Origin of the sequence: Azospirillum himalayense (genome assembly GCF_042657465.1) — a bacterium.
Lineage (GTDB): Bacteria > Pseudomonadota > Alphaproteobacteria > Azospirillales > Azospirillaceae > Azospirillum > Azospirillum himalayense.
In genome coordinates this window covers 154,064-173,004 of sequence record NZ_JBHSLC010000021.1, presented here as the reverse complement: position 1 = coordinate 173,004, position 18,941 = coordinate 154,064, and the positions used below count along the sequence as shown (strand labels likewise).

At 70.8% G+C, this 18,941-nt stretch carries 19 protein-coding genes; 4 read left to right on the top strand and 15 right to left on the bottom strand.

Annotated features, from left to right (window positions below; all coding sequences use genetic code 11):
- Nucleotides 1-17 precede the first annotated feature (17 nt).
- The 5 genes from ACFPMG_RS12695 to crtI are packed head-to-tail and all read right to left on the bottom strand — an operon-like array spanning nucleotide 18 to nucleotide 5,569.
- Nucleotides 18-485 (bottom strand): DUF2141 domain-containing protein, encoded by a 468-nt coding sequence (locus ACFPMG_RS12695; protein ID WP_376995482.1) that lies wholly within the window; start codon nucleotides 483-485, stop codon nucleotides 18-20.
- Nucleotides 482-1,633: a glycosyltransferase family 2 protein gene (locus ACFPMG_RS12690; protein WP_376995480.1), complete on the bottom strand. Its 1,152-nt coding sequence runs from the start codon at nucleotides 1,631-1,633 to the stop codon at nucleotides 482-484. Before ACFPMG_RS12690 ends, ACFPMG_RS12695 begins: the two co-directional genes overlap by 4 nt.
- A complete protein-coding gene (locus tag ACFPMG_RS12685) occupies nucleotides 1,630-2,463 on the bottom strand; it encodes a lysophospholipid acyltransferase family protein (protein ID WP_376995478.1) in 834 nt (277 codons plus the stop codon). The genes ACFPMG_RS12690 and ACFPMG_RS12685 overlap by 4 nt, the downstream gene beginning before the upstream one ends.
- A 14-nt stretch (nucleotides 2,464-2,477) precedes the next feature.
- Nucleotides 2,478-4,019 carry a phytoene desaturase family protein gene (locus ACFPMG_RS12680; RefSeq protein ID WP_376995475.1) on the bottom strand — a complete coding sequence of 514 codons (1,542 nt, stop codon included), beginning with the start codon at nucleotides 4,017-4,019 and terminating at the stop codon, nucleotides 2,478-2,480.
- Nucleotides 4,016-5,569: a phytoene desaturase family protein gene (gene crtI, locus ACFPMG_RS12675; RefSeq protein WP_376995474.1), complete on the bottom strand. Its 1,554-nt coding sequence runs from the start codon at nucleotides 5,567-5,569 to the stop codon at nucleotides 4,016-4,018. The genes ACFPMG_RS12680 and crtI overlap by 4 nt, the downstream gene beginning before the upstream one ends.
- Nucleotides 5,570-5,632: 63 nt before the next feature.
- On the opposite strand from crtI, the gene ACFPMG_RS12670 reads away from it, so the two are divergent.
- Nucleotides 5,633-7,105 (top strand): aldehyde dehydrogenase family protein, encoded by a 1,473-nt coding sequence (locus ACFPMG_RS12670; protein ID WP_376995472.1) that lies wholly within the window; start codon nucleotides 5,633-5,635, stop codon nucleotides 7,103-7,105.
- A gap of 13 nt (nucleotides 7,106-7,118) precedes the next feature.
- Nucleotides 7,119-7,583, top strand: coding sequence for a DUF4126 domain-containing protein (locus tag ACFPMG_RS12665; RefSeq protein ID WP_376995471.1), 465 nt, complete (start codon nucleotides 7,119-7,121; stop codon nucleotides 7,581-7,583).
- Between the two features lie 22 nt (nucleotides 7,584-7,605).
- Here the strand turns inward: ACFPMG_RS12665 and mtnA are convergent, their stop codons facing one another.
- Complete coding sequence (gene mtnA / locus ACFPMG_RS12660; RefSeq protein WP_376995469.1) at nucleotides 7,606-8,712, bottom strand: S-methyl-5-thioribose-1-phosphate isomerase; 1,107 nt, start codon at nucleotides 8,710-8,712, stop codon at nucleotides 7,606-7,608.
- A 166-nt stretch (nucleotides 8,713-8,878) separates the two neighbouring features.
- On the opposite strand from mtnA, the gene ACFPMG_RS12655 reads away from it, so the two are divergent.
- Nucleotides 8,879-10,567, top strand: a complete 1,689-nt coding sequence (locus tag ACFPMG_RS12655) for a sensor histidine kinase (protein ID WP_376995468.1) — start codon at nucleotides 8,879-8,881, stop codon at nucleotides 10,565-10,567.
- 21 nt (nucleotides 10,568-10,588) lie between these two features.
- On the opposite strand, the gene ACFPMG_RS12650 is transcribed toward ACFPMG_RS12655, so the two are convergent.
- The 5 genes from ACFPMG_RS12650 to ACFPMG_RS12630 form a co-directional block, all read right to left on the bottom strand.
- On the bottom strand, nucleotides 10,589-11,158 hold the full coding sequence (locus tag ACFPMG_RS12650; RefSeq protein ID WP_376995466.1) for a 3'-5' exonuclease family protein: 570 nt from the start codon (nucleotides 11,156-11,158) through the stop codon (nucleotides 10,589-10,591).
- A 44-nt stretch (nucleotides 11,159-11,202) separates the two neighbouring features.
- Nucleotides 11,203-13,020, bottom strand: coding sequence for a putative nucleotidyltransferase substrate binding domain-containing protein (locus ACFPMG_RS12645; RefSeq protein WP_376995465.1), 1,818 nt, complete (start codon nucleotides 13,018-13,020; stop codon nucleotides 11,203-11,205).
- 118 nt (nucleotides 13,021-13,138) lie between these two features.
- Nucleotides 13,139-14,857 carry a cation acetate symporter gene (locus tag ACFPMG_RS12640; RefSeq protein WP_376995464.1) on the bottom strand — a complete coding sequence of 573 codons (1,719 nt, stop codon included), beginning with the start codon at nucleotides 14,855-14,857 and terminating at the stop codon, nucleotides 13,139-13,141.
- Nucleotides 14,857-15,159, bottom strand: coding sequence for a DUF485 domain-containing protein (locus ACFPMG_RS12635; RefSeq protein ID WP_109070658.1), 303 nt, complete (start codon nucleotides 15,157-15,159; stop codon nucleotides 14,857-14,859). The genes ACFPMG_RS12640 and ACFPMG_RS12635 overlap by 1 nt, the downstream gene beginning before the upstream one ends.
- A 218-nt stretch (nucleotides 15,160-15,377) precedes the next feature.
- Complete coding sequence (locus tag ACFPMG_RS12630; protein ID WP_376995462.1) at nucleotides 15,378-15,905, bottom strand: DUF1178 family protein; 528 nt, start codon at nucleotides 15,903-15,905, stop codon at nucleotides 15,378-15,380.
- 132 nt (nucleotides 15,906-16,037) lie between these two features.
- Between ACFPMG_RS12630 and ACFPMG_RS12625 the strand changes: the two genes are divergently transcribed.
- Entirely contained in the window at nucleotides 16,038-16,646 is a 609-nt protein-coding gene (locus tag ACFPMG_RS12625) for a class I SAM-dependent methyltransferase (RefSeq protein WP_376995461.1), read from the top strand.
- Nucleotides 16,647-16,653: 7 nt separating this feature from the next.
- On the opposite strand, the gene ACFPMG_RS12620 is transcribed toward ACFPMG_RS12625, so the two are convergent.
- From ACFPMG_RS12620 to ACFPMG_RS12605, 4 genes are all read right to left on the bottom strand, one after another.
- Nucleotides 16,654-17,490 (bottom strand): carbon-nitrogen hydrolase family protein, encoded by an 837-nt coding sequence (locus ACFPMG_RS12620; RefSeq protein WP_376995460.1) that lies wholly within the window; start codon nucleotides 17,488-17,490, stop codon nucleotides 16,654-16,656.
- Nucleotides 17,487-17,750 carry a glutaredoxin 3 gene (grxC, locus tag ACFPMG_RS12615; protein WP_188258893.1) on the bottom strand — a complete coding sequence of 88 codons (264 nt, stop codon included), beginning with the start codon at nucleotides 17,748-17,750 and terminating at the stop codon, nucleotides 17,487-17,489. The genes ACFPMG_RS12620 and grxC overlap by 4 nt, the downstream gene beginning before the upstream one ends.
- Nucleotides 17,751-17,839: 89 nt before the next feature.
- Nucleotides 17,840-18,583: a ComF family protein gene (locus ACFPMG_RS12610; protein WP_376995459.1), complete on the bottom strand. Its 744-nt coding sequence runs from the start codon at nucleotides 18,581-18,583 to the stop codon at nucleotides 17,840-17,842.
- A 25-nt stretch (nucleotides 18,584-18,608) separates the two neighbouring features.
- Nucleotides 18,609-18,875, bottom strand: coding sequence for a flagellar biosynthetic protein FliQ (locus ACFPMG_RS12605; protein WP_035669536.1), 267 nt, complete (start codon nucleotides 18,873-18,875; stop codon nucleotides 18,609-18,611).
- Nucleotides 18,876-18,941 lie beyond the last annotated feature (66 nt).

Below are 18,941 nucleotides of genomic sequence, written 5' to 3'. Positions count from 1 at the left end.
AGGCGGTGATCTGACGATCAGCGCTCGACCAGATAGCGCAGGGACAGCGTCGTGCGCGTCGCCGGCTCGGCGACCGCCAGGGCGGCGTCGGCGTAGCGCGGCGGGCCGAAGCGCATGGGAGCGTCGTTGCTGAAGCCGACGCCCTCCTTCGGCAGGCCGAGGAAGTTGCGGTCGAGTTCGAGGTTCTGATTCTCGTCATGAAAGGACTGCACGGCGTAGGTGCCGGGCGGCACCTTGTGCACCACCACGGTGACGCTGCCCGGCCGCGCCGGTTCTGCCGCGGTGTAGGGACAGTTGGGTCCCAGGAAGGTGTCCTGGGTGCACACCGCGACCAGCACCTTCCCCTGCGCGTTCGCAACGTTGGCGACGGTGATGGCAAGGTCGGCGGCGGTGGCCTGGGCCGTCGCCAGGAGGAGCGCCAGCGCGGCCAGCGATCCGCCCACCGTAGCGTTGCGGGCGTTCCGGAAGTGCCGAGGGGTCGTCATGGTGCACCCGTTCTGGAGGTGGACGGATAGGCGCGCCCCCGCCATTCCGCGGGGCGGCCCCGGCGGGCGCGCAGCAGCGCCGACCATTGGATCGCCAGAAGGATCAGGATCCCCACGGGGTGGAGCAACGCGCCGGCCAGACTCTGACGAAAACGCAAGGCCAGCAGCAAGCGGAACGCCAGCCCCGCCGCCACGGCCAGCGCCGCCAGGGCGACCGCGGCGTCCGGCAGCGGGGCCAGAGCCGCCCAGCCCAGAAGCAGCCAGGGCAGGACATGGCCGCCGAACAGCAGCAGGGTCCAGACCGGCAAAGCGACGGGGGTCGCCATGCCCTCCGTCGCGTTCTTCGAGAAGCCGGACCACACCTCCCGCCAGCCGCGGTACATCCGGCAGCGGGCGAGGCCGGTCGCGTCGAACAGGTCGCTCCCCTGCCCCGCCCGGCGGAAGGCGCGCGGCAGCGTCACCCCGTCGTGCAGCGACGTCGCGATGGCGGCATGGCCGCCGACCCTCTCATAGGCATCCCGCCGCACCGCGATCAGCTGGCCGCAGGCGGCGGCGAATCCCGGGCTGCCCGACCAGCGCATTCCCACCATCGGCAGGTAGCCGAGCAGAAGCACATGGATCAGCGGGATGACCAGGGCCTCGGCCAGGGTGCCGGTCTCCTGGCGCGGGAAGCCGCTGACCAGCCCCGCTCGGCCCGCCAGCAGCGCGCCGCAGGCCCGCCGGGCGGCGTCCGGCGCCAGCCGCACGTCGGCATCCTGGAACAGCAGCACCGGGTGCCGCGCCAACCCGGCAAGCGCTTGGCAGGCGTGCTGCTTGCCCGACCAGTCCGGCGGCAGCGGCGGCGCCGTCTCCACGCGCAGGCGCGGGTCGCGGGCGGCGAGGGCGCGGACGATCGCCGCCGTCCGGTCGGTGGAATGGTCGTCCAGCACCACCACCTCCACCGTCACGCCGCAGCTGGACAACGCCGCCCGCACCGCCGCGGCGATGGTGGCCTCCTCGTTGCGGGCGGGGATCAGGATGCTGACGGCGGCGCCCGGCGGCGGCTCGGCCTTTGGGCGGCGGTAGAGGCTCAGATTCAGGAGGCCCAGCCCCAGCGGCAGCAGGGCGAGAGCCAGCGACAGAGCGGCCAGCAGCGTGAGGACGCTCATCGGCGGGAAACCCCTTCCTTATCGGATGCATCACCATGCGCAGGGCTGAAGCGTTGCCCGCCGGCCCAGGCGCGCGCCCGGCGCCACAGGTCGTAGACGCCGCCGACCCCCGCCGAGCCGTCGATCAGCGTCAGGAAGCGCGCCGGGTCGCGGCTCTGCGCGTCGAGCGCCAGCGCGTCCATCGTCGCCTCCAGCCGCCGTTCCAGCGCGGCGGCGATGTCCGGCACCAGCCAGCCAGAGAAGTCGGAGGCCGCGACGGGTTCGCCGAAGCGGGCCAGCGCCTCCGGGGTGCTCTCGTCCCAGAACGGGTATTCCACGGCGAGCGGCACCACCACCGCCTCCGGCGCGCGGCGGACGAGATGGGCGATGCCCGGTCGCAGGCGGACCGGACGGCGGCGCGGGTCGGTGAAGGCGCCCTCCGCGGTGATCCACAGCATGGACCGCGGGTCGGCCAGGATGCGCCGGCCGTGGCGCAGGAAGGCGGCGGCCCCGGCCCGGCCCGGCTCGACCCCGAACAGGCCGATGCGCGCCATGAAGCGGTAGCGGCGCAGCATCGCCGCGTCGATGGGACCGTAGCCCGGCCGGTCGCAGTAGTGGGTGGTCCCCATCACGATCAGCAAGGCGGGGTCCCACCAGGACGGGTGGTTCAGGCAGACGATCACCGGCCGGTCCGCCGGCAGGTCCGGCCAGCCCGGCCGGGCCAGCCGCACCGCGTGGAAGTCGCGCCGCATCCGCCGCGCCATGACGGCGCCGAAAAAGCGGTAGAGCGCCGGCGAGCGCCGCGCGACCGGATCGTCCCTCAGCCCGTCATCCTCCATCCCTGGCCCCATGCCCGGCCCGCCGCTCAGGCGACGGCGCGCAGGTCGCCGTCGCGCGCTCCGCTCCGCAGGTCCTGGTCCAGGCTGTCGGCGGCGATCCAGCCCGACATCAGCACCATCGGCATGCCCGGCCCCGGATGGGCGGCCCCGCCGGCCAGATACAGCCCCTCCACGTCGCGCGAACGGTTGCCCGGCTTGAAGGCGCCCATGAAGCGGCCGTGGCTGGCCAGCCCGTAGATGGCGCCGTTCAGCACGCGGTAGCGGTCGTGGATGTCCTGCGGGGTCAGGACGCGCTCGACGCGGATGCGGTCCTCCAGGTCGGTCATGCCGGCGGTGCGCTTCAGCTTGTCGAAGACCACGCGGCGGTAGTCCGGCAACATCCGTGACCAGGCGTGGTGCGGCCGCAGATAGGGGGTGTGGACCAGCACATAGAGCGCTTCGCCCCCCGGCGGCGCCACGCCGGGCTCGGTGCGGGCGGGGGCGGCGATGTAGCAGGTCGGGTCGGGCGCCGGCTCGCCGCGGCGGTAGATCCAGTCGAACTCCTCCGCCGGGTCGCGGGAGAAGACGAAGTCGTGGTGCAGCAGATGGTCGTAGCCGCGGTCGAGCCCGAGATAGAAGACCACGCCCGAGCAGGCCGGCTCGTAGCGGCGGCGCTTGCGGAAGCGCTTGGCCGGGGCGCCGCCCACCAACTCCTCGTAGGTGCGGACGGAATCCATGTTGGAGACCACCGCCGACACCGGGATGCGCTCCCCGCCCTCGGTCTCGACGGCGGTGACGCGCTTGTCGGTCACTTCCAGCCGGCGGACGCCGGTGCCGGTGCGGATCTCGACGCCGAGACGCCGCGCCACCCGCTCCAGCGCCAGCGGAACGGCGCGGGTGCCGCCCATCGGGTACCAGACGCCGTCGTTGGTCTGCATGTGGGCGATGGCGCAGAGCACCGCCGGGGAGCCGTAGGGGGACGAGCCGACATACTGGGTGAAATGGTCGAGCATCTGGGCGGCGCGGGCGTCGGGGACGTGGCTGCGGATGGTGCCGGCCACCGTGCTGCCCATGCGCAACGCCAGCACGTCGGACAGCGTACTGGTGTTCATGCTGTCGCGGAATTTCAGCGTGTCGCCCAGATCCTCCACCGACTTCCAGAAGAAGAAGCGTTCGGAGATGCCGTGCAGACGCTCCGACAGAGCCTGGAAGCGGCGGTAGCCCTCCCCGGCGCCCTGGCCGGGGGTCAGCCGGTCGAGGTCCGCGGCCATCGCGCCAATGTTCTCCGACAGGTCCAGCACGGTGCCGTCGTCGAAGAAGCAGCGCCATTGCGGCTCCAGCCGGACCAGCTCCAGCTCGCGGTCGAGGTCGCAGCCGGCCTCCGCCAGGATGCGGCGCAGGACGCGCGGCACCGTCAGGATGGTCGGTCCCATGTCGAAGCGGAAGCCGCCCTCCTCCAGCACCGCCGCCTTGCCGCCGACCCAGCCGTTCTTCTCCAGAAGCACCACCTTGTGGCCGCGCGCCGCCAGAACCACCGCCGACGCCAGACCGCCCAGGCCGCCGCCGATCACCGCGATCCGATCCGTCATGCCAGTCCCCCCGCTACGGCCCGCTTGGGCAGGCCGGACAGTCCCATGGTTTCGCTGCGCCAGGGCGTCGGCAGGCCCAGCTCCGAGGCCAGCAGCCGCGACGTGATGCGCGCGCCTTCAAAGATCACCGGCAGGCCGCTGCCGGGGTGGGTGCCGCCGCCGACCAGATAGACGCCGTCCAGGTCCTCGAACCGGTTGTGCGGCCGCAGGTGGAGCATCTGGTCCAGGCTGTGCGCCAGATTGAAGGTGGCGCCGCGGTGCACCGCGAACTGGCGGTCCCAGTCGGCCGGCGTCACCACCCGCTCCACCCGGATGCGGCGCTCCAGATCGGTCAGGCCAAACCCGGCCAGCCGGTCGAGCACGAGACGGCGGTAGCGCGGCGCCTCGGCCGCCCAGTCGATGTGGCCGCGCTGGTGGCCGACCGGCACCAGGATGTAGAGGGTGCTGCCGCCGGGCGGGGCGAGGTCCGGGTCGCTCACGCAGGCGTTCTGCACATAGATCGACGGGCGGCGGGGCATCTCGCGGCCGTCCTCGATCTCGGCGAGGTTGCGGGCGTAATCCTCCGCCAGATAGACGGTGTGGTGGTCCAACCCCTCCATCCGCCCCTCGATGCCCAGATAGAGCATGAAGGTGGAGCAGGAGAATTTCTTGGTGGCGATGCGGGCGTCGCTCCAGCGGCGGCGCAGATCGTCGGGCACCAGGGTCGTCATCGCGCGGGCGAAGTCGGCGTTGATGACCAGCGCGTCGGCCGGGTATTCGCCGGCCTCCGTCCGCACCCCCACGGCGCGGCGGCCCTGGAAGCGGATGTGGCGCACCGTCTCGTTCAGCCGCACGGTGACGCCGAGACTCTCGGCCACCCGCCGCATCGCCTCCATCACCGCCTCGGTGCCGCCGCGCGGGTGGAAGACGCCGTGCTCATGCTCCAGGAAGGAGAGAATGGTGAACAGGCTGGGACAGCGGAAGGGTGACATGCCCAGATACTTGCTCTGGAAAGAGAAGGCGAGGCGGACGCGCGGGTCCTGGAAGTAACGGGACAGATCGCGATCGACCGAGCGCTGCGGCGAAAGCCGTCCCAGCGCCTTCAGCATCGGCAGCGAGGCCAGCGCCCAAGGGCTGGAGAAGTCGGTCTCCAGGATCGGGCGGAACAGCCCCATCTTCGCCCGGTTGTCGGCCAGGAAACGCGGCAGCCCCTGGGCGTCGCGCGGGTTGAGGCGCGCGATCTCCGCCATCAGGGCCTTCATCTCGCCGTGGACCCGCAGCTCCCCGCCGGCCTCGAAGACCAGCCGGTAGAGCGGGTCGAGACGGATCAGATCGACCTCGTCCGACAGGCGGCGCCCGCAGCCCTCGAAGATCTCCTCCAGAATGCGAGGGTAGAGGAAGAAGGTCGGGCCACTGTCGAAGCGGTACCCGTCGAGCGCGAAGCCGGCCGACCGGCCGCCGACGCGGTCCCGCCGTTCCAGCACGGTGACCTTCGCCCCGGTGAGCGCCAGGAGCATCGCGGATGCCAATCCACCCGGCCCAGCGCCAATGATCACGACTTGCCGTTCCATCCGCTTGCCAAACGCTCCCGAGCTGCCGACTTGTGTGAAGGCAGTTACGAACATGGACCGGCAATGGATCACAGCCACAATCACACCCCTCCGGGTGTAACCCCTTGGACAGGCGGGAGCGGCGATCCATTTTCATCTGCGCGCGCGGCGTGGGCCGTCGGCAATACAGGCGAAAGACTGTCCATCGTCCGCAAAATCCGCCGCCGCATCGCGGCGGAGGCCGAAGACCTCGTGCACACGCTGGCGACCCGCCCCGGACGCGGCGCGGCCGAGAGCCTGAGCGCGGAGATCCTGCCGCTCGCCGAGGCCTGCCGCTTCCTGGAGCGCGAGGCGGACGCGCTGCTGGCGCCGCGGCGCCTGGGCGCGCGCGGCCGCCCGGTCTGGCTGTTCGGCGTCGCGGCGGAGGTGCGGCGGGAGCCGTTCGGCACCGTCCTGATCGTCGGCCCGTCCAATTACCCGCTGCTGCTGCCGGGGGTGCAGGCGCTTCAGGCGCTGACCGCCGGGAACACGGTGCTGGTCAAGCCGGCGCCCGGCTGCTCCGCGCCGATGGAGCGGCTGGCGGACTGGCTGGCCGAGTCCGGCCTGCCGGACGGCCTGTTCCAGCTTCTGGACGAATCTCCCGACGCGGTGTCCGACGCGGTCGCCGCCGGCATCGACAAGCTGGTGCTGACCGGATCGGCCGGCACCGGCCGGGCGGTGGCCCGCCAGCTCGCCGACTCGCTGGTGCCCTCCACCATGGAGCTGTCGGGCAACGACGCGGTCTTCGTCCTGCCGGGCGCCGACCTCGGCACGGTCGCCCGCGCGCTGGCCTTCGGCCTGCGCCTCAACGGCTCCGCCACCTGCATCGCGCCGCGCCGGGTCTTCGTGCCGCGCGCCCTGGCCGCCGAGCTGGAGCATTCCTTGACGCGCGGCGTGGCGGCGATCCCGCCGGCGGCGGTGCCCCTGCCGGTGCGGCGGCGCCTCGTCGGGTTGGTCCGGGCGGCGATGGCGGAGGGCGCCCGCCCGGTTGGTCCGCTGCCCGAGGACGCCGACCCGGCGATGACGCCGCTGATCGTGGCCGACGCGCGGCCGGGCATGGCGCTGCTGCGCGAGGAGCTGTTCGCCCCCGTCCTGTCGCTGGTGCCCGTTCGCGACGTCGAGGAGGCGCTGGAGGCCGCCGCGCAGAGCCCCTACGCGCTCGGCGCCTCGGTCTTCGGGCCGGAGGAGGAGGCGCGTGCGCTGGCCGGGCGGCTGGACGCCGGAACGGTGACGGTCAACGACCTGATCGTGCCGACCGCCGACCCCCGCCTGCCTTTCGGCGGACGCCACGCCAGCGGCTGGGGGGTCACGCGCGGCGCCGAAGGGCTGCTGGAGATGACGCGGGTGAAGACCGTCTCGGTGCGGCGCGGCCGGCGGCTTCCCCACACCGACCCGCCGCGCGACGGCGACGCGGCGCTGATGCTGGCGGCGCTCCGCCTGCTCCATGGCGGTCCCGGCGCCCGCGCCGGGGCGGTCCGGACCCTGATCCAGGCCCTGCGCGACCGCCGGACCGACTGACCCGGAGACCAATGTGACGACTGCCCTGATTCTCGCCGTCCTGATCGGCGCCGTCGCCGGTTCGCGCACCATGCTGGGGCCGGCGGCGGTCTCCTGGGCCGCCTATGGCGGCTGGCTCGACCTGTCGGGAAGCTGGCTGTTCTTCCTCGGCCACCCGGTCTCGCCCTGGGTCTTCACCGCGATGGCGGTGGGGGAGCTGGTCACCGACAAGCTGCCGAGCACCCCCAGCCGCAAACGCCCCTTCCCCTTCGCCAGCCGCATCGCCAGCGGTGCCATCGCGGGGTCGGCCATCGGCGCGAACGCGGAGGCGTGGGTCCCCGGATTGCTCGCCGGCGGGCTCGGCGCGGTCGCCGGCACGCTCCTTTTCTACGAGGCGCGCCAGCGCATGGCCGCCGCCTTCGGCCGCGACCGGCCGGCGGCGCTGATCGAGGACGCGGTGGCGCTGACCGTCGCCCTGCTCGTCGTCGCCGCGGCGTAAGCGGCTTTTTGGAAAGAGGGCGTCAGCGCGCCACGCCGCCCTGCTCCGGGAACAGACCCAGCAGCCCCTCCCGGCTCGCCGGGCAGACGCCGCGCTCGGTCACCAGACCGGTCACCAGACGGGCCGGGGTGACGTCGAAGCCGTAATTGACCGCCGGGCTGCCGGCCGGGGTGACGCGGATGGTCTCGATCCGCCCGTCGGCGGTGAGGCCGGTCAGCTCGGTCACCTCGCGGGCGTCGCGCTCCTCGATGGGGATTTCCCTCACCCCGTCCGCCATGCCCCAGTCGATGGTCGGCGAGGGCAGCGCCACGTAGAAGGGCACGCCGTTGTCGCGGGCGGCCAGGGCCTTCAGGTAGGTGCCGATCTTGTTGCAGACGTCGCCGGTCGCCGTGGTGCGGTCGGTGCCGACGATGCACAGGTCGACCATGCCGTGCTGCATCAGATGGCCGCCGGTGTTGTCGACCACCACCGTGTGGGGCACGCCGTGGCGGTTCAGCTCCCAGGCGGTCAGGCTGGCGCCCTGGTTGCGCGGGCGCGTCTCGTCCACCCAGACATGCAGGCGGATGCCCTCCTCGAAGGCGACATAGACCGGGGCGAGCGCCGTGCCCCAATCGACGGTGGCGAGCCAGCCGGCGTTGCAGTGGGTCAGCACGTTCACCGGCTCGCCCGGAGCCTTGTGCCGGGCGGCTTCGCGGATCAGGGCGGCGCCATGCTCCCCGATGGCGCGGTTGATCGCGACGTCCTCATCGCAGACCGCGGCGGCCTCGGCGTAGGCGGCCTCCACGCGGGCGGCGGGCGGCAACGGCGCCAGACGGGCATGCATCCGCTCCAGCGCCCAGCGCAGGTTGACCGCGGTCGGGCGGGTGGCGAGCAGCCGGGCATGGGCCGCTTTCAGCGCCGCGTCGGACGGGTCGGCCCGCATGGCCAGCGCGACGCCGTAGGCGGCGGTCGCCCCGATCAGCGGCGCGCCGCGCACCAGCATGGCGCGGATGGCGTGGGCGGCCTCGCCGAGGTCGGTCAGCCGCGCGACGGCGAAATCATGCGGCATCCGCGTCTGGTCGATGATCTCCACCGACCAGCCGTCCTGCGCCAGCCAGATGGTGCGGTAGGCCGTGCCGTCGATCTTCATACGCCATACTCCCCGCGCTCGATGCCGCTTCGGCCTTTCGGCCCGACGCGACAATAGGGGGTGGCGCGGCGCGGTTCAACGGGCGTACCCAGGGAACAGGAGCCTGCAAAAAAGTGTTGGTCCGCCACGAAAGCCACCACCTTCCATGCCCCGAAGCATCGTCCCCATGCCCCTGCGCGCCCTGCGATCCAAAGGTTCCCCTCTGCTTTACCGGATGCCGGGATCGGCGCTGGTCCTGATGGTCTGCGCGGTGGCGCTGCTGCTGACCCTCGGCCTGTCGGCCAGCTTCGCGTTGCGCGACCGGGCGGCGGCCCTGCAGCACGCCCAGGACACCGCCGGCAACGCCAGCCTGCTGGTCGCGGAGCACGCGGCCCGGCTGGTGGAGACCAGCGACCTGATCCTGAAGCAGGCGGTCCAGCTCGCCGGGCCGGCGGACGCCCCGCTGCCCAGCGACCGGGCGGGCTGGGAGCGCTACGCGGCGCTGGTGCGGGGCACGCCTTATCTGGTGTCGATCTGGCTGTTCGACGCCGAAGGGAACCCCGTCCTGACCACCCGCCGCTTTCCCACCCCGGCGATGAACGTCGCCGACCGCGATTACTTCATGGCCCAACGGACGGGCGGCAGCGAGGCGGGGGGAAATCTCTTCATCACCGCGCTGGACAACAACCGCTACAGCCAGGAGCCGCTAATCCTGCTCTCGCGTCCGCTCGCCGCCACACCGGGGCAATTCCGCGGCGTCGCCCTGGTCGCCGTCTCGCCGCGCTACGTCCGCGACATCTACAAGAGCTTCGACTTCGACTACGCCCGCTCCATCACCCTGCGCCGCGCCGACGGCACGGTGCTGCTGCACGAGACCCAGGGGCCGGACGCCACCGACAGCGCCGCGGCGGAGGCCGCCGGGGAGCCGGAAATCTCCGCGCTGCGCCGGGTGGACAGCGTGCCCGTGACCGCCGAGGTGGCCATTCCGGTGAGCAGCGTCATGGAGCGCTGGCAAGGGCAGCTCTGGACCTACATCTCCTACGCGCTGGCGGCACTGGCCGCGGTGTCGGTGATCGGCGGGATGGCCCTTCAGCGCGCCCGGCGGGAGCGGCAGGCGGAGAACGCGCTCCAGCACGCCTACGACACGCTGGAGGAGCGGGTTCTCCAGCGCACGGCGGAGTTGGCGCGGACCAACGCCCAGCTCGAAACGGCGGTGACCGACAAGGAGGTCCTGCTGAAGGAGGTTCAGCACCGGGTGAAGAACAACCTTCAGGTCATTTGCAGCCTGCTGCGCCTCCAGGCCGCCCGCATCGACGAGCCGGCCCGCCGCGCTTTCGACGAGAGCCTGCGCCGCATCCAGTGCATGAGCCTGATGCAGGAGCTGCTCTACCGCTCCGACCAGCCGGCGCGCATCGACTTCGCCGATTACCTGCGCCAGCTCTGCGACGGGCTGGTCCGCTCGACCAACCCGACCGGGGCGCGGCTGACGGTGAACGCCCCCCAGCCCTGGAGCCTGGATGTCGATCAGGCCACCCCGCTCGCCCTGATCGCCAGCGAGCTGGTGTCCAACGCGCTGCTTCACGCCTTCCCCCTCGGCCATCCCGGCACGGTGAGCGTGGAGTTGCTGCCGGAGGGGAGCGAGGGCATGCGGATGGTGGTGCGCGACGACGGCGCCGGCCTGCCGCCCGATCCGTCCGCCGCGCAGAACCGCGCGACCGACAAGCGCCAGAGCGGGCTGGGGCTGGTTCTGGTCCGCGCGCTGGCCCAGCAGGCCGGGGCGCAGGTGACCATCGAGCGCCAGCCGGACGGCGGACCGGGCACCCGCTTCATCGTGGCGGTGCCCACCCTTTCGAAAGCCCAGACAAAGGCGGCTTGATAAGGGCGGCTTGATGAAGCGTCAGGGCCGCGGCGGCTCCAGGCGCAGATAGACCATGGCGGCGGCGAGCGCGCTGGCGTAGGCGTCCTCCCCGGCGCGCGGCGGCAGGTCGAGATCGCGCAGGATGCTGTCCAGCCGCAGGTCGACCGCGTATTTGCCCGGCGCCTTGGCCTTGCGGCCGTAATAGAGGCTGGACACCTCGATGCGCGGGTTCGGCAGGGCCATGCCGACCATCGGCTGCACCAGCCGGTCGAGAAGCCCTACGGTGAAATCCAGGTAGTAGCCGACCAGCGGCCGGTTCCCGATGAAGGCCAGCAGACGGGACAGCGCCGGCTCCGCCGGTTCGGTGGGCCAGAAGGAGAGGATCAGACGCTGGCTGGTCAGGACGCGCCCGCCGCGGATGCGCAACGCCGCGACGCTGCGCAGATCCGCCGTGGCCGCGTCGAAGGAGGTGGCCTCGCAATGGATCGCCACCCGCTCCCCGCTCTCCGCCCCCGACAGCAGCAGGGCGCGGTCGGGATGCTCGGGCATGGCCGGAACGGACGGCGCCCCCCCGTTGGCGACCACGCTGGCAATGGTTTCGGTCGGCATGCCGCCTCCTCTCCCCGCGCGCCCGGCGGGTCAGTGGTTCAGGGTCAGTGGTTCAGGTGGAAGTGGTAGGCGAGCAGTTCCTTGAACTTTTTCACCAGCGCCAGACAGTCCTTGAACTGGTCGCGGTCGAGCTTGCCCAGGGACTCCGTGCGGACGAGGTTGTCGGTCTGGGTGCCGGACACGCTGCCGTCCAGCCCGGCCTTCAGCCGCAGCGTCGACAGGAAGGTGAAGGCGTCGGCCAGTTCGCCCGCCATGCCGCGGTCGAGAACGCCCTGGTCGGCGAGCACCCAGATGCGCTCGGTCGTGTTGGTCTCCGCCATGTGCTTTTCCAGCGCCAGCGCACGGACGCCGTGGACGATGGGGAAGATGCCGGCCTTCTTGATGTCCACCGCCTCGCTGCGCCGCCGCTCGAACAGCCCGCCGAACAGGCCCGACGGCGTGTCGAAGGCCAGCGCCGGGCGGGCGAAGGCGGTGAAGAACATCTGGTTGTCCTGAAGACGGCCGAGCAGATAGCCCTTCGCCTCGGCGAGCAGGGCGGCGTCCCCGGCCACCGCCGCCGCGTCGTAGAAGATGGCGAGGTTCATCTGCGCCGCCTCGTCGGGCCGGTGGATCCAGTGGAAGAGGGAATCCTTGTACAGCGCCAGCGGCCGCGTCCAGTCCGGGTTGGACACCATGATGCGCCCCGGGCAGGGCGGGTAGCCGAAGTCCACCAGATGGCGGGTGAAGGCGCCGGTCACCTGGGACAGCGTCGGGCACTCGTAGCCGTCGCGCAGGATCAGCCCGTTGTCCTGGTCGGTCTTCAGGAGCTGCTCGCCGCGCCCCTCGCTGCCCATCACGATCAGGCAGGAGTTGGCCAGGAGGTCGGGCGGGGCCAGCAGCTCGAACAGGCGGCGGAAGATCTTGCGGTTCAGCTCGGTCACGAGGTCGGCGATGAAGGACACCTTGACGCCCGTGCCGTGCAGCGTGCGGATCAGCCCGACGATGTCCTGGCTGGCCCGGCCCAGATCCTCCGGCGTGGCGGCGCGGTCGACCTTGAGCGCGACGACCTGGGAATGGTTGGACAAGACGGCCAGCAGGTCGGTCTGCTCCAGCAGGCCGACGACCGCGCCCTGCTCGGTGATGACCAGACGGCGCACCGAATGCTTGGTCATCAGGATCAGCGCGTTGAACAGCAGGTCGTCGCGGTCCAGCGTCAGCAGTTCGTAGCGGGCGAGCGGCCCGACCGGGCTGTCCACCGGCCGCCCCTCCAGCACCACGAGGTCGCGCAGGTCGGTGCCGGTCAGGATGCCGACGCGGCCACCCTTTCCGGGATCGCCATCACGGACCAGCACGCTGCTCGCCTGGTTCCGCTTCATCGCCGCCGCCGCGTCGCGCAGGGACGCTCCGGCCTCGACGAAGACCGGCGGGTGCAGATAGGCCTGCCGGATGCGCGCCATCGTCAACGCGGCGGTTTCGCGGTTGGACCGCTCGTTGGCCAGCGCGCTCAGCCGGTCGGCGAACGCCTGCTGGATCACCGCGCCGAAGGCGGGGTTCTCGTGCGCCAGTTCGAGAAGGATCGGACGCGGCACCAGATCGCACAGCGTGTCCTCCGCCGCGACGAAGCTGCGCGCCTGCCCATCGGAGAACAGCGCCTGGAGGTCGAAGCTGTCATGGACGCCGTGCACCGCCACCACCTCGCCGCCACGGCGTTCGTGGACCAGCCCCTGCCGCACCACGAACAGGCAATCCGCCGGCTCGTCCCGGCTCAGGATCACGCCGTCCCGCGCGTAGACGCCGAGGTCGAGCGCCGCGGCGAGCCGCTGCCGCTGCTCCGGCATCAGGCGGTCGAAGGGCGGAACGGAAAAATCGAAGGCGTCGGACAAAACCCGCTCCACGAACCGGTGGGGTGAATAAAAAAGGCGCCCCAAGACCACGGTCTTGAGGCGCCTTGAAGATTACACCAGCCCCTTCATCTGCGGAAGGCGGGTGCGACCATTCGCTTTAGTGAGCGGAAGCCCCTTCGGCGCCCAGGCCGGTCTGCGACCGGATGTACTGGGCCTTGTAGGCCTCGCGCTCGTCCTGCGCCGCCTTGCTGTTGTCGGTGATCGAGAAGAACCAGATCGCCAGGAACGACAGCGGGATGGTGAAGACGCCCGGGTTGTCGTACGGGAAGAGGGCGGCCGGGTTGCCCAGCACCGACTTCCACACGGTCGGGCCCATGATCAGCAGGCTGACCGACGAGACCAGCCCGATCCAGCCGCCGAGAACGGCGCCGCGGGTGGTCATCCGGCTCCAGAACATCGACATCAGCAGAACCGGGAAGTTCGCCGAGGCCGCGATCACGAAGGCGAGGCCGACCATGAAGGCCACGTTCTGGTTCTCGAAGGCGATGCCGAGGAAGATCGAGACGATGCCGATGACCACGGTGGTGATCTTCGACACGCGGATCTCGTCATGCTCCGACGCGCGGCCCTTGGCGATCACCGAGGCGTACAGGTCGTGCGACACGGCCGAGGCGCCGGCCAGCGTCAGGCCCGCGACCACCGCGAGGATGGTGGCGAAGGCCACGGCCGAGATGAAGCCGAAGAACAGGTCGCCGCCCACCGCGTGCGCGGTGTGGATGGCCGCCATGTTGGAGCCGCCGATGATCATCGCCGGGTTGGGCTTGCCGCCCGCCGCCGCCAGCTTGGCCGCGTCGAGGAACGGATAGGCGCCGGTGGCGTCCGGGGCCAGCAGCAGCACGATGGCGCCGAAGCCGATGATGAAGGTCAGGATGTAGAAGTAGCCGATGAAGCCGGTGGCGTAGAACACCGACTTGCGGGCCTCCTTGGCGTCCGACACCGTGAAGAAGCGCATCAGGATGTGCGGCAGGCCGGCGGTGCCGAACATCAGCGCCATGCCCAGCGAGATTGCCGAGACCGGGTCGGTGATGAGGGCGCCCGGCGCCATGATGCCGGTCGCCTTCGGGTGGACCTGCACGGCCGTGGAGAACATCGCCTCCGGGCTGAAGCCGAACTTGGCGAGCACCGCGAAGGCCATGAAGGAGGCGCCCGACAGCAGCAGAACCGCCTTGATGATCTGCACCCAGGTGGTGGCGAGCATGCCGCCGAAGGTCACGTAGGCGATCATCAGGACGCCGACGATCACCACCGCCCACAGGTAGTCCATGCCGAACAGCAGCTGGATCAGCTTGCCGGCGCCGACCATCTGGGCGATCAGGTAGAAGGTCACCGTGGCGAGCGAGCCGCAGGCGGCCATGGTGCGCATCGGGGTCTGCTGGAAGCGGTAGGAGGCGACGTCGGCGAAGGTGTACTTGCCGAGGTTGCGCAGGCGCTCAGCGACCAGGAACAGGATGATCGGCCAGCCGACCAGCCAGCCCACCGAGAAGATCAGACCATCGAAACCGGAGGTGTAGACGAGGCCGGCGATGCCGAGGAAGGACGCCGCCGACATGTAGTCGCCAGCGATGGCGAGGCCGTTCTGGAAGCCGGTGATGCCGCCGCCGGCGGCGTAGAAGTCCTTCGCCGACTTCGTGCGGCGCGCCGCCCAGTAGGTGATGCCGAGCGTGGCCAGCACGAAGACCAGGAACATGACGATCGCCGAGAAGTTCGTCGCCTGCTTCTGGACCGCGCCTTCGACCGCCGCCGCGTGCACCGACGCGGGGATGAGCGCGCCGGCCGCGACGGCCGCGGCGCCCACACGATTGACCAGCGAACGCATCACTTCGACTCCTCCATGATCTGCCGGTTCAGCTCATCAAACTCGCCGTTCGCCCGATGCACGTAGATGCCGGTCAGGATGAAGGCCGAGATGATGGTGAAGAGGCCGACGGGGATACCCCAGGTGGTCACGCCATTGCCGATCGGGGTACCCAGGAACCCCTTGCCGAAGGCGACCAGCAGGATGAAGCCGAAGTAGATGACGAGCATGGCGATCGAAAGCGTCCACGCGAATGCGCTACGCTTCTGCACCAGCTCCTGAAACTTGGGATTCGCGAGAATCCTCTGAGCGTTTTCTTTCATAGTGCGTCCCCTCGCGAGTGCCGAGCGATTTTTGCAAGGTCATATTAGACACTCGGGGCATATGGTCTTTGTAACGAACTATCCCGTCAACAACTTTGATGCAGGCCAACCGCTAAAAAGCGGCTTGACGCAGCCCGCGGCCGTTGTTCCGGGGGATCGCTCACAAACCCATGGCAGCGAAAGGGCGAGGGGTGCACGAAATATCGTGAAGCGTGGGCTTAAGAATTGGTGCGCGGAAGCCAAGGTATGCGACCAAAAGTCACACCCTCCTCCTTCAACTCCTCCGCTTCCTTGTCGGTGGCCTCGCCATAGATTCCGCGCGGATCGGTTTCGCCATAATGGATGCGTCGCGCCTCCTCGGCGAAGCGGTCCCCGACGTAATCGCAATTCGTCTCAACCGTACGGCGAATTTCCGTCAGTTGACGCATGACCTCCGTCGCGAAGCGCTCGCGCAACTCCGCCGGCACGGATGGCGTTGCAGGCGCCGGAGGAGCCGCGGGCACCGGTGCGCCGCCGCTTGCCCCCGCAGGCACCGCTTCCGGCGCGCCGCCGTCCCGGGGTGCCTCATCCCTGGAGCGCCCGTTTTTGGCGATGCGCGGGGCCATCGGGGCCTTGGTGATGTGCGTGTCGCCGCAGACCGGACAGGCGATGGCCTTGGCGGCGGCCTGCGTCTCATAGGCGTCGCCGTTGCGGAACCAGGCTTCGAACCGGTGGTCGGCCGTGCATTTCAGAACGAAGAGGATCATGTCCCCGTCGGATGCTCCAGGATGAGAAGACCGGATGGTCATGATATACGGTCGGTGACCGGTTGCCAGTTCAGCACGACGCCGGCGTCGCGGTCAAACACGCGTCATGAAAAGAGCGGGAGCGTCCGTCCCTTGTCCACACCGCCGTCCACCTCCGGATTGCCGCACGCCGCGATCAGTCCGCCCTCCCCCTGGGTCGCGCGTTTCGCGCCGCTGGTGCCCACGGGCGGAACGGTCCTCGACCTCGCCTGCGGGTCGGGGCGGCACCTGCGGCTGTTCCAGGCGCGCAACCACCCAGTGGTCGGGCTGGACCGCGACCTGCGCGGGGTCGCCGACCTGTCCGGGACGGCGGGGGTGGAACTGGTGGAGGCCGATCTGGAGAGCGGTGCGCCGGTGCCGCTGCTGCGCGACCGCCGCTTCGCCGCGATCGTGGTCACCAACTACCTGCACCGCCCGCTGTTCCCCGTCCTCCTCGACGCGCTGGAACCGGGCGGCCTTCTGCTCTACGAGACCTTCGCTCTGGGCAACGCCCGCTTCGGCCGCCCCGCCTCCCCTGCCTTCCTGCTGCGCAGCGGCGAGCTTCTGGAGGTGGCGCGCGGGCGTCTCCAGGTCGTCGCCTACGAGCATGGCGAGGTCGCCTCGCCCAAGGCCGCGGTGGTGCAGCGGCTGTGCGCGGTCAAGGACCTGGAGGCCGGACACGGCCTGGATGGCGACCCGGAGCCCCGGCCCCTGCCGGCCTGACGACCGCTCAGAAGCCGACCCGGTCGAGCGTGAAGGTCCGGTCGTGGGTCAGGGCCGGCACCATGCGGCGGGCCTCCTCGACGCGGGCCATGTCCAGTTCGGCCAGGACGAAGCCCACCGCCTCCTCGGCGTCGGCCAGCACCTCGCCCCAGGGGGCGACGATCAGGGAATGGCCGTAGGTCAACCGTCCCTGGTCGTGGCTGCCGGTCTGGGCCGGGGCCAGGACGAAGCAGCCCGTCTCGATGGCGCGGGCGCGCAGCAGCGTGTGCCAGTGCGCCCGCCCGGTCGGCACCGTGAAGGCCGCCGGCACCGTCAGGATCGACGCCCCGGCCTGGGCCAGCGCCCGGTAGAGATAGGCGAAGCGCAGGTCGTAGCAGACGGTCATGCCGACCCCGCCCCATGGGGTGGCCGCCAGAACCGCGCGGTCTCCGGGCCGGAAGGTCGCGGATTCGCGGTAGCTCTCCCCGTCCTTCAGGTCGACGTCGAACATGTGGAGCTTGTCGTAATGGGCGACGGCCTGCCCTTCGGCGTCGAACAGGTAGCTGCGGTTCGCCACCCGCCCGTCGTCGAGCAGGACGCCCAGCGTCCCGGCGAGCAGCCAGGCCCCGGTCTCCCGCGCCAGATCGGCGAAGAAGGGGATCGCCGGATGCTCGTCGGCTGTCTTCACCCGCTCCAGCACCTTGGCGCGGCCCTGCACGATCATGCTGACATTCTCGGGCAGGGCGATGAAGTCCGCCCCGGCGTCGCGCGCCCGGCGGACCAGATCGCCCGCCGCCTGAAGGTTCGGAAGGATCTCCGTGCCCGCGTTGACCTGGACGCAGGCGGCCTTCAGGACGCCGCTCATCCCCCGATTCCCAGGATCGGGTCGAGCTTGCCGGCGCGGTCCAGCGCGTGGATGTCGTCGGAGCCGCCGTAGGGCTTCCCGTCGATGAAGATCTGCGGCACGGTCATGCGCCCCTCGGCCCGCTGCACCATCTCCTCGCGGCGGCCCGGGTGCATGTAGAGGTCGATCTCCTCGTACGCCACCCCCTTGCTGTCGAGCAGGCGCTTGGCGCGCGAGCAATAGGGGCAGAAGGGCGTGGTGTAGATGACGACGTCGGCCATGCGGAGGGCTCCTTGGCTGTTTTGAACGGTTATAAGATCAACCGCCGCACGGCGTCACCCGTTACGTTTTCATGGCTCACACCCACGGCTCACGTCTTGACGACGCGCGCCAGGGTCAACGCGTCCACCCGCTCCGCCCCGGCGCGCAGCAGAACCCGCGCGCATTCCGACAGGGTGGCCCCGGTGGTCAGCACGTCGTCGACCAGGACGATCCGCTTTCCCGCCACCCGCGGCTCCAGCCCCGGCCGGACCGCGAAGGCGCCCTTGACGTTCCGCCGCCGCCCCGAGCGGTCGAGCCCGCCCTGCGACGGGGTGGCGCGGCGGCGGACCAGCAGATCGGGGATCACTGGGCGCGCGGCCTGCCGGCCCGCCGCCTGGGCGAGCAGGGCCGCCTGGTTGTAGCGGCGCCGGAACAGCCGCAGCCGGTGCAGCGGCACCGGGGCCAGCAGGTCGGCGTCGGCCAGCAACTCCGCCCCGGCGCGGGCCAGCCACGCGCCATAGGCCCCGGCGGCGTGGATGCGGTCGCCGTGCTTGAAGCCGAGGACCAGCGGGCGGCTGCCGTCGTCGTAGGCCAGGACGGCGCGGGCGCGGGCGAAGACCGGCGGCTCGGCGATGCAGGCGCCGCACAGCGGCTCCCCCTCCAGCGCGAAGTCGAAGGGCGTGCCGCATCCGGCGCAGAGTGGTGGTGCGATGAAGGTCAGGCCGCTCCAGCACGGCGCGCAGAGGCCGCCCTGCCGGTCCACCGCCCCGCCGCAGCACAGGCAGCGCGGCGGCAGCAGCGTGTCGAGAATTCCCCCGAGAACCCTGGTCGCCAGCCGCTGCGGAAGGGCCATGGCGGCGCGCCCCCCTCAGTTCAGGTCAGTTCAGGCCAGCGATGCGGTCGAAGATCACGAAGGTGTAGTCGCGCAGCGCGATGTAGATCGCCGGCCCGGTGATGAACAGGATCGCCAGCGTCGCGAAGATCTTCAGGTCCTGCTGCAGCGTCGATTCGTTGATGTTGGTGGCCTGCTGGAAGATGGTCAGCAGCATGCCGAGCACCGTGGTGACGACGAGGACCGGGGTGGTGATCTTGATGATGACGATCAGCGCCTCGTAGGTGGCGCCGATGGCTTCCTCGATGCCCATGGCCAAGCTCCAGCGACGTTCGGCGCCGACCATAGCACAGCCCGGCCCCTTCGCCGATGGTTGTAG

Bases quoted from the DNA above. Each gene is read 5' to 3' on its own strand.
- ACFPMG_RS12635 (WP_109070658.1), bottom strand. From the start codon at position 15,159: ATGAAAGAAAACGCTCAGAGGATTCTCGCGAATCCCAAGTTTCAGGAG.
- ACFPMG_RS12680 (WP_376995475.1), bottom strand. From the start codon at position 4,019: ATGACGGATCGGATCGCGGTGATCGGCGGCGGCCTGGGCGGTCTGGCG.
- crtI (WP_376995474.1), bottom strand. From the start codon at position 5,569: ATGGAACGGCAAGTCGTGATCATTGGCGCTGGGCCGGGTGGATTGGCA.
- ACFPMG_RS12620 (WP_376995460.1), bottom strand. From the start codon at position 17,490: ATGAGCGGCGTCCTGAAGGCCGCCTGCGTCCAGGTCAACGCGGGCACG.
- mtnA (WP_376995469.1), bottom strand. From the start codon at position 8,712: ATGAAGATCGACGGCACGGCCTACCGCACCATCTGGCTGGCGCAGGAC.
- ACFPMG_RS12685 (WP_376995478.1), bottom strand. From the start codon at position 2,463: ATGGGGCCAGGGATGGAGGATGACGGGCTGAGGGACGATCCGGTCGCG.
- ACFPMG_RS12610 (WP_376995459.1), bottom strand. From the start codon at position 18,583: ATGGCCCTTCCGCAGCGGCTGGCGACCAGGGTTCTCGGGGGAATTCTC.
- ACFPMG_RS12695 (WP_376995482.1), bottom strand. From the start codon at position 485: ATGACGACCCCTCGGCACTTCCGGAACGCCCGCAACGCTACGGTGGGC.
- grxC (WP_188258893.1), bottom strand. From the start codon at position 17,750: ATGGCCGACGTCGTCATCTACACCACGCCCTTCTGCCCCTATTGCTCG.
- ACFPMG_RS12690 (WP_376995480.1), bottom strand. From the start codon at position 1,633: ATGAGCGTCCTCACGCTGCTGGCCGCTCTGTCGCTGGCTCTCGCCCTG.
- ACFPMG_RS12640 (WP_376995464.1), bottom strand. From the start codon at position 14,857: ATGCGTTCGCTGGTCAATCGTGTGGGCGCCGCGGCCGTCGCGGCCGGC.
- ACFPMG_RS12655 (WP_376995468.1), top strand. From the start codon at position 8,879: ATGCCCCTGCGCGCCCTGCGATCCAAAGGTTCCCCTCTGCTTTACCGG.
- ACFPMG_RS12605 (WP_035669536.1), bottom strand. From the start codon at position 18,875: ATGGGCATCGAGGAAGCCATCGGCGCCACCTACGAGGCGCTGATCGTC.
- ACFPMG_RS12650 (WP_376995466.1), bottom strand. From the start codon at position 11,158: ATGCCGACCGAAACCATTGCCAGCGTGGTCGCCAACGGGGGGGCGCCG.
- ACFPMG_RS12670 (WP_376995472.1), top strand. From the start codon at position 5,633: ATGGATCACAGCCACAATCACACCCCTCCGGGTGTAACCCCTTGGACA.
- ACFPMG_RS12630 (WP_376995462.1), bottom strand. From the start codon at position 15,905: ATGATCCTCTTCGTTCTGAAATGCACGGCCGACCACCGGTTCGAAGCC.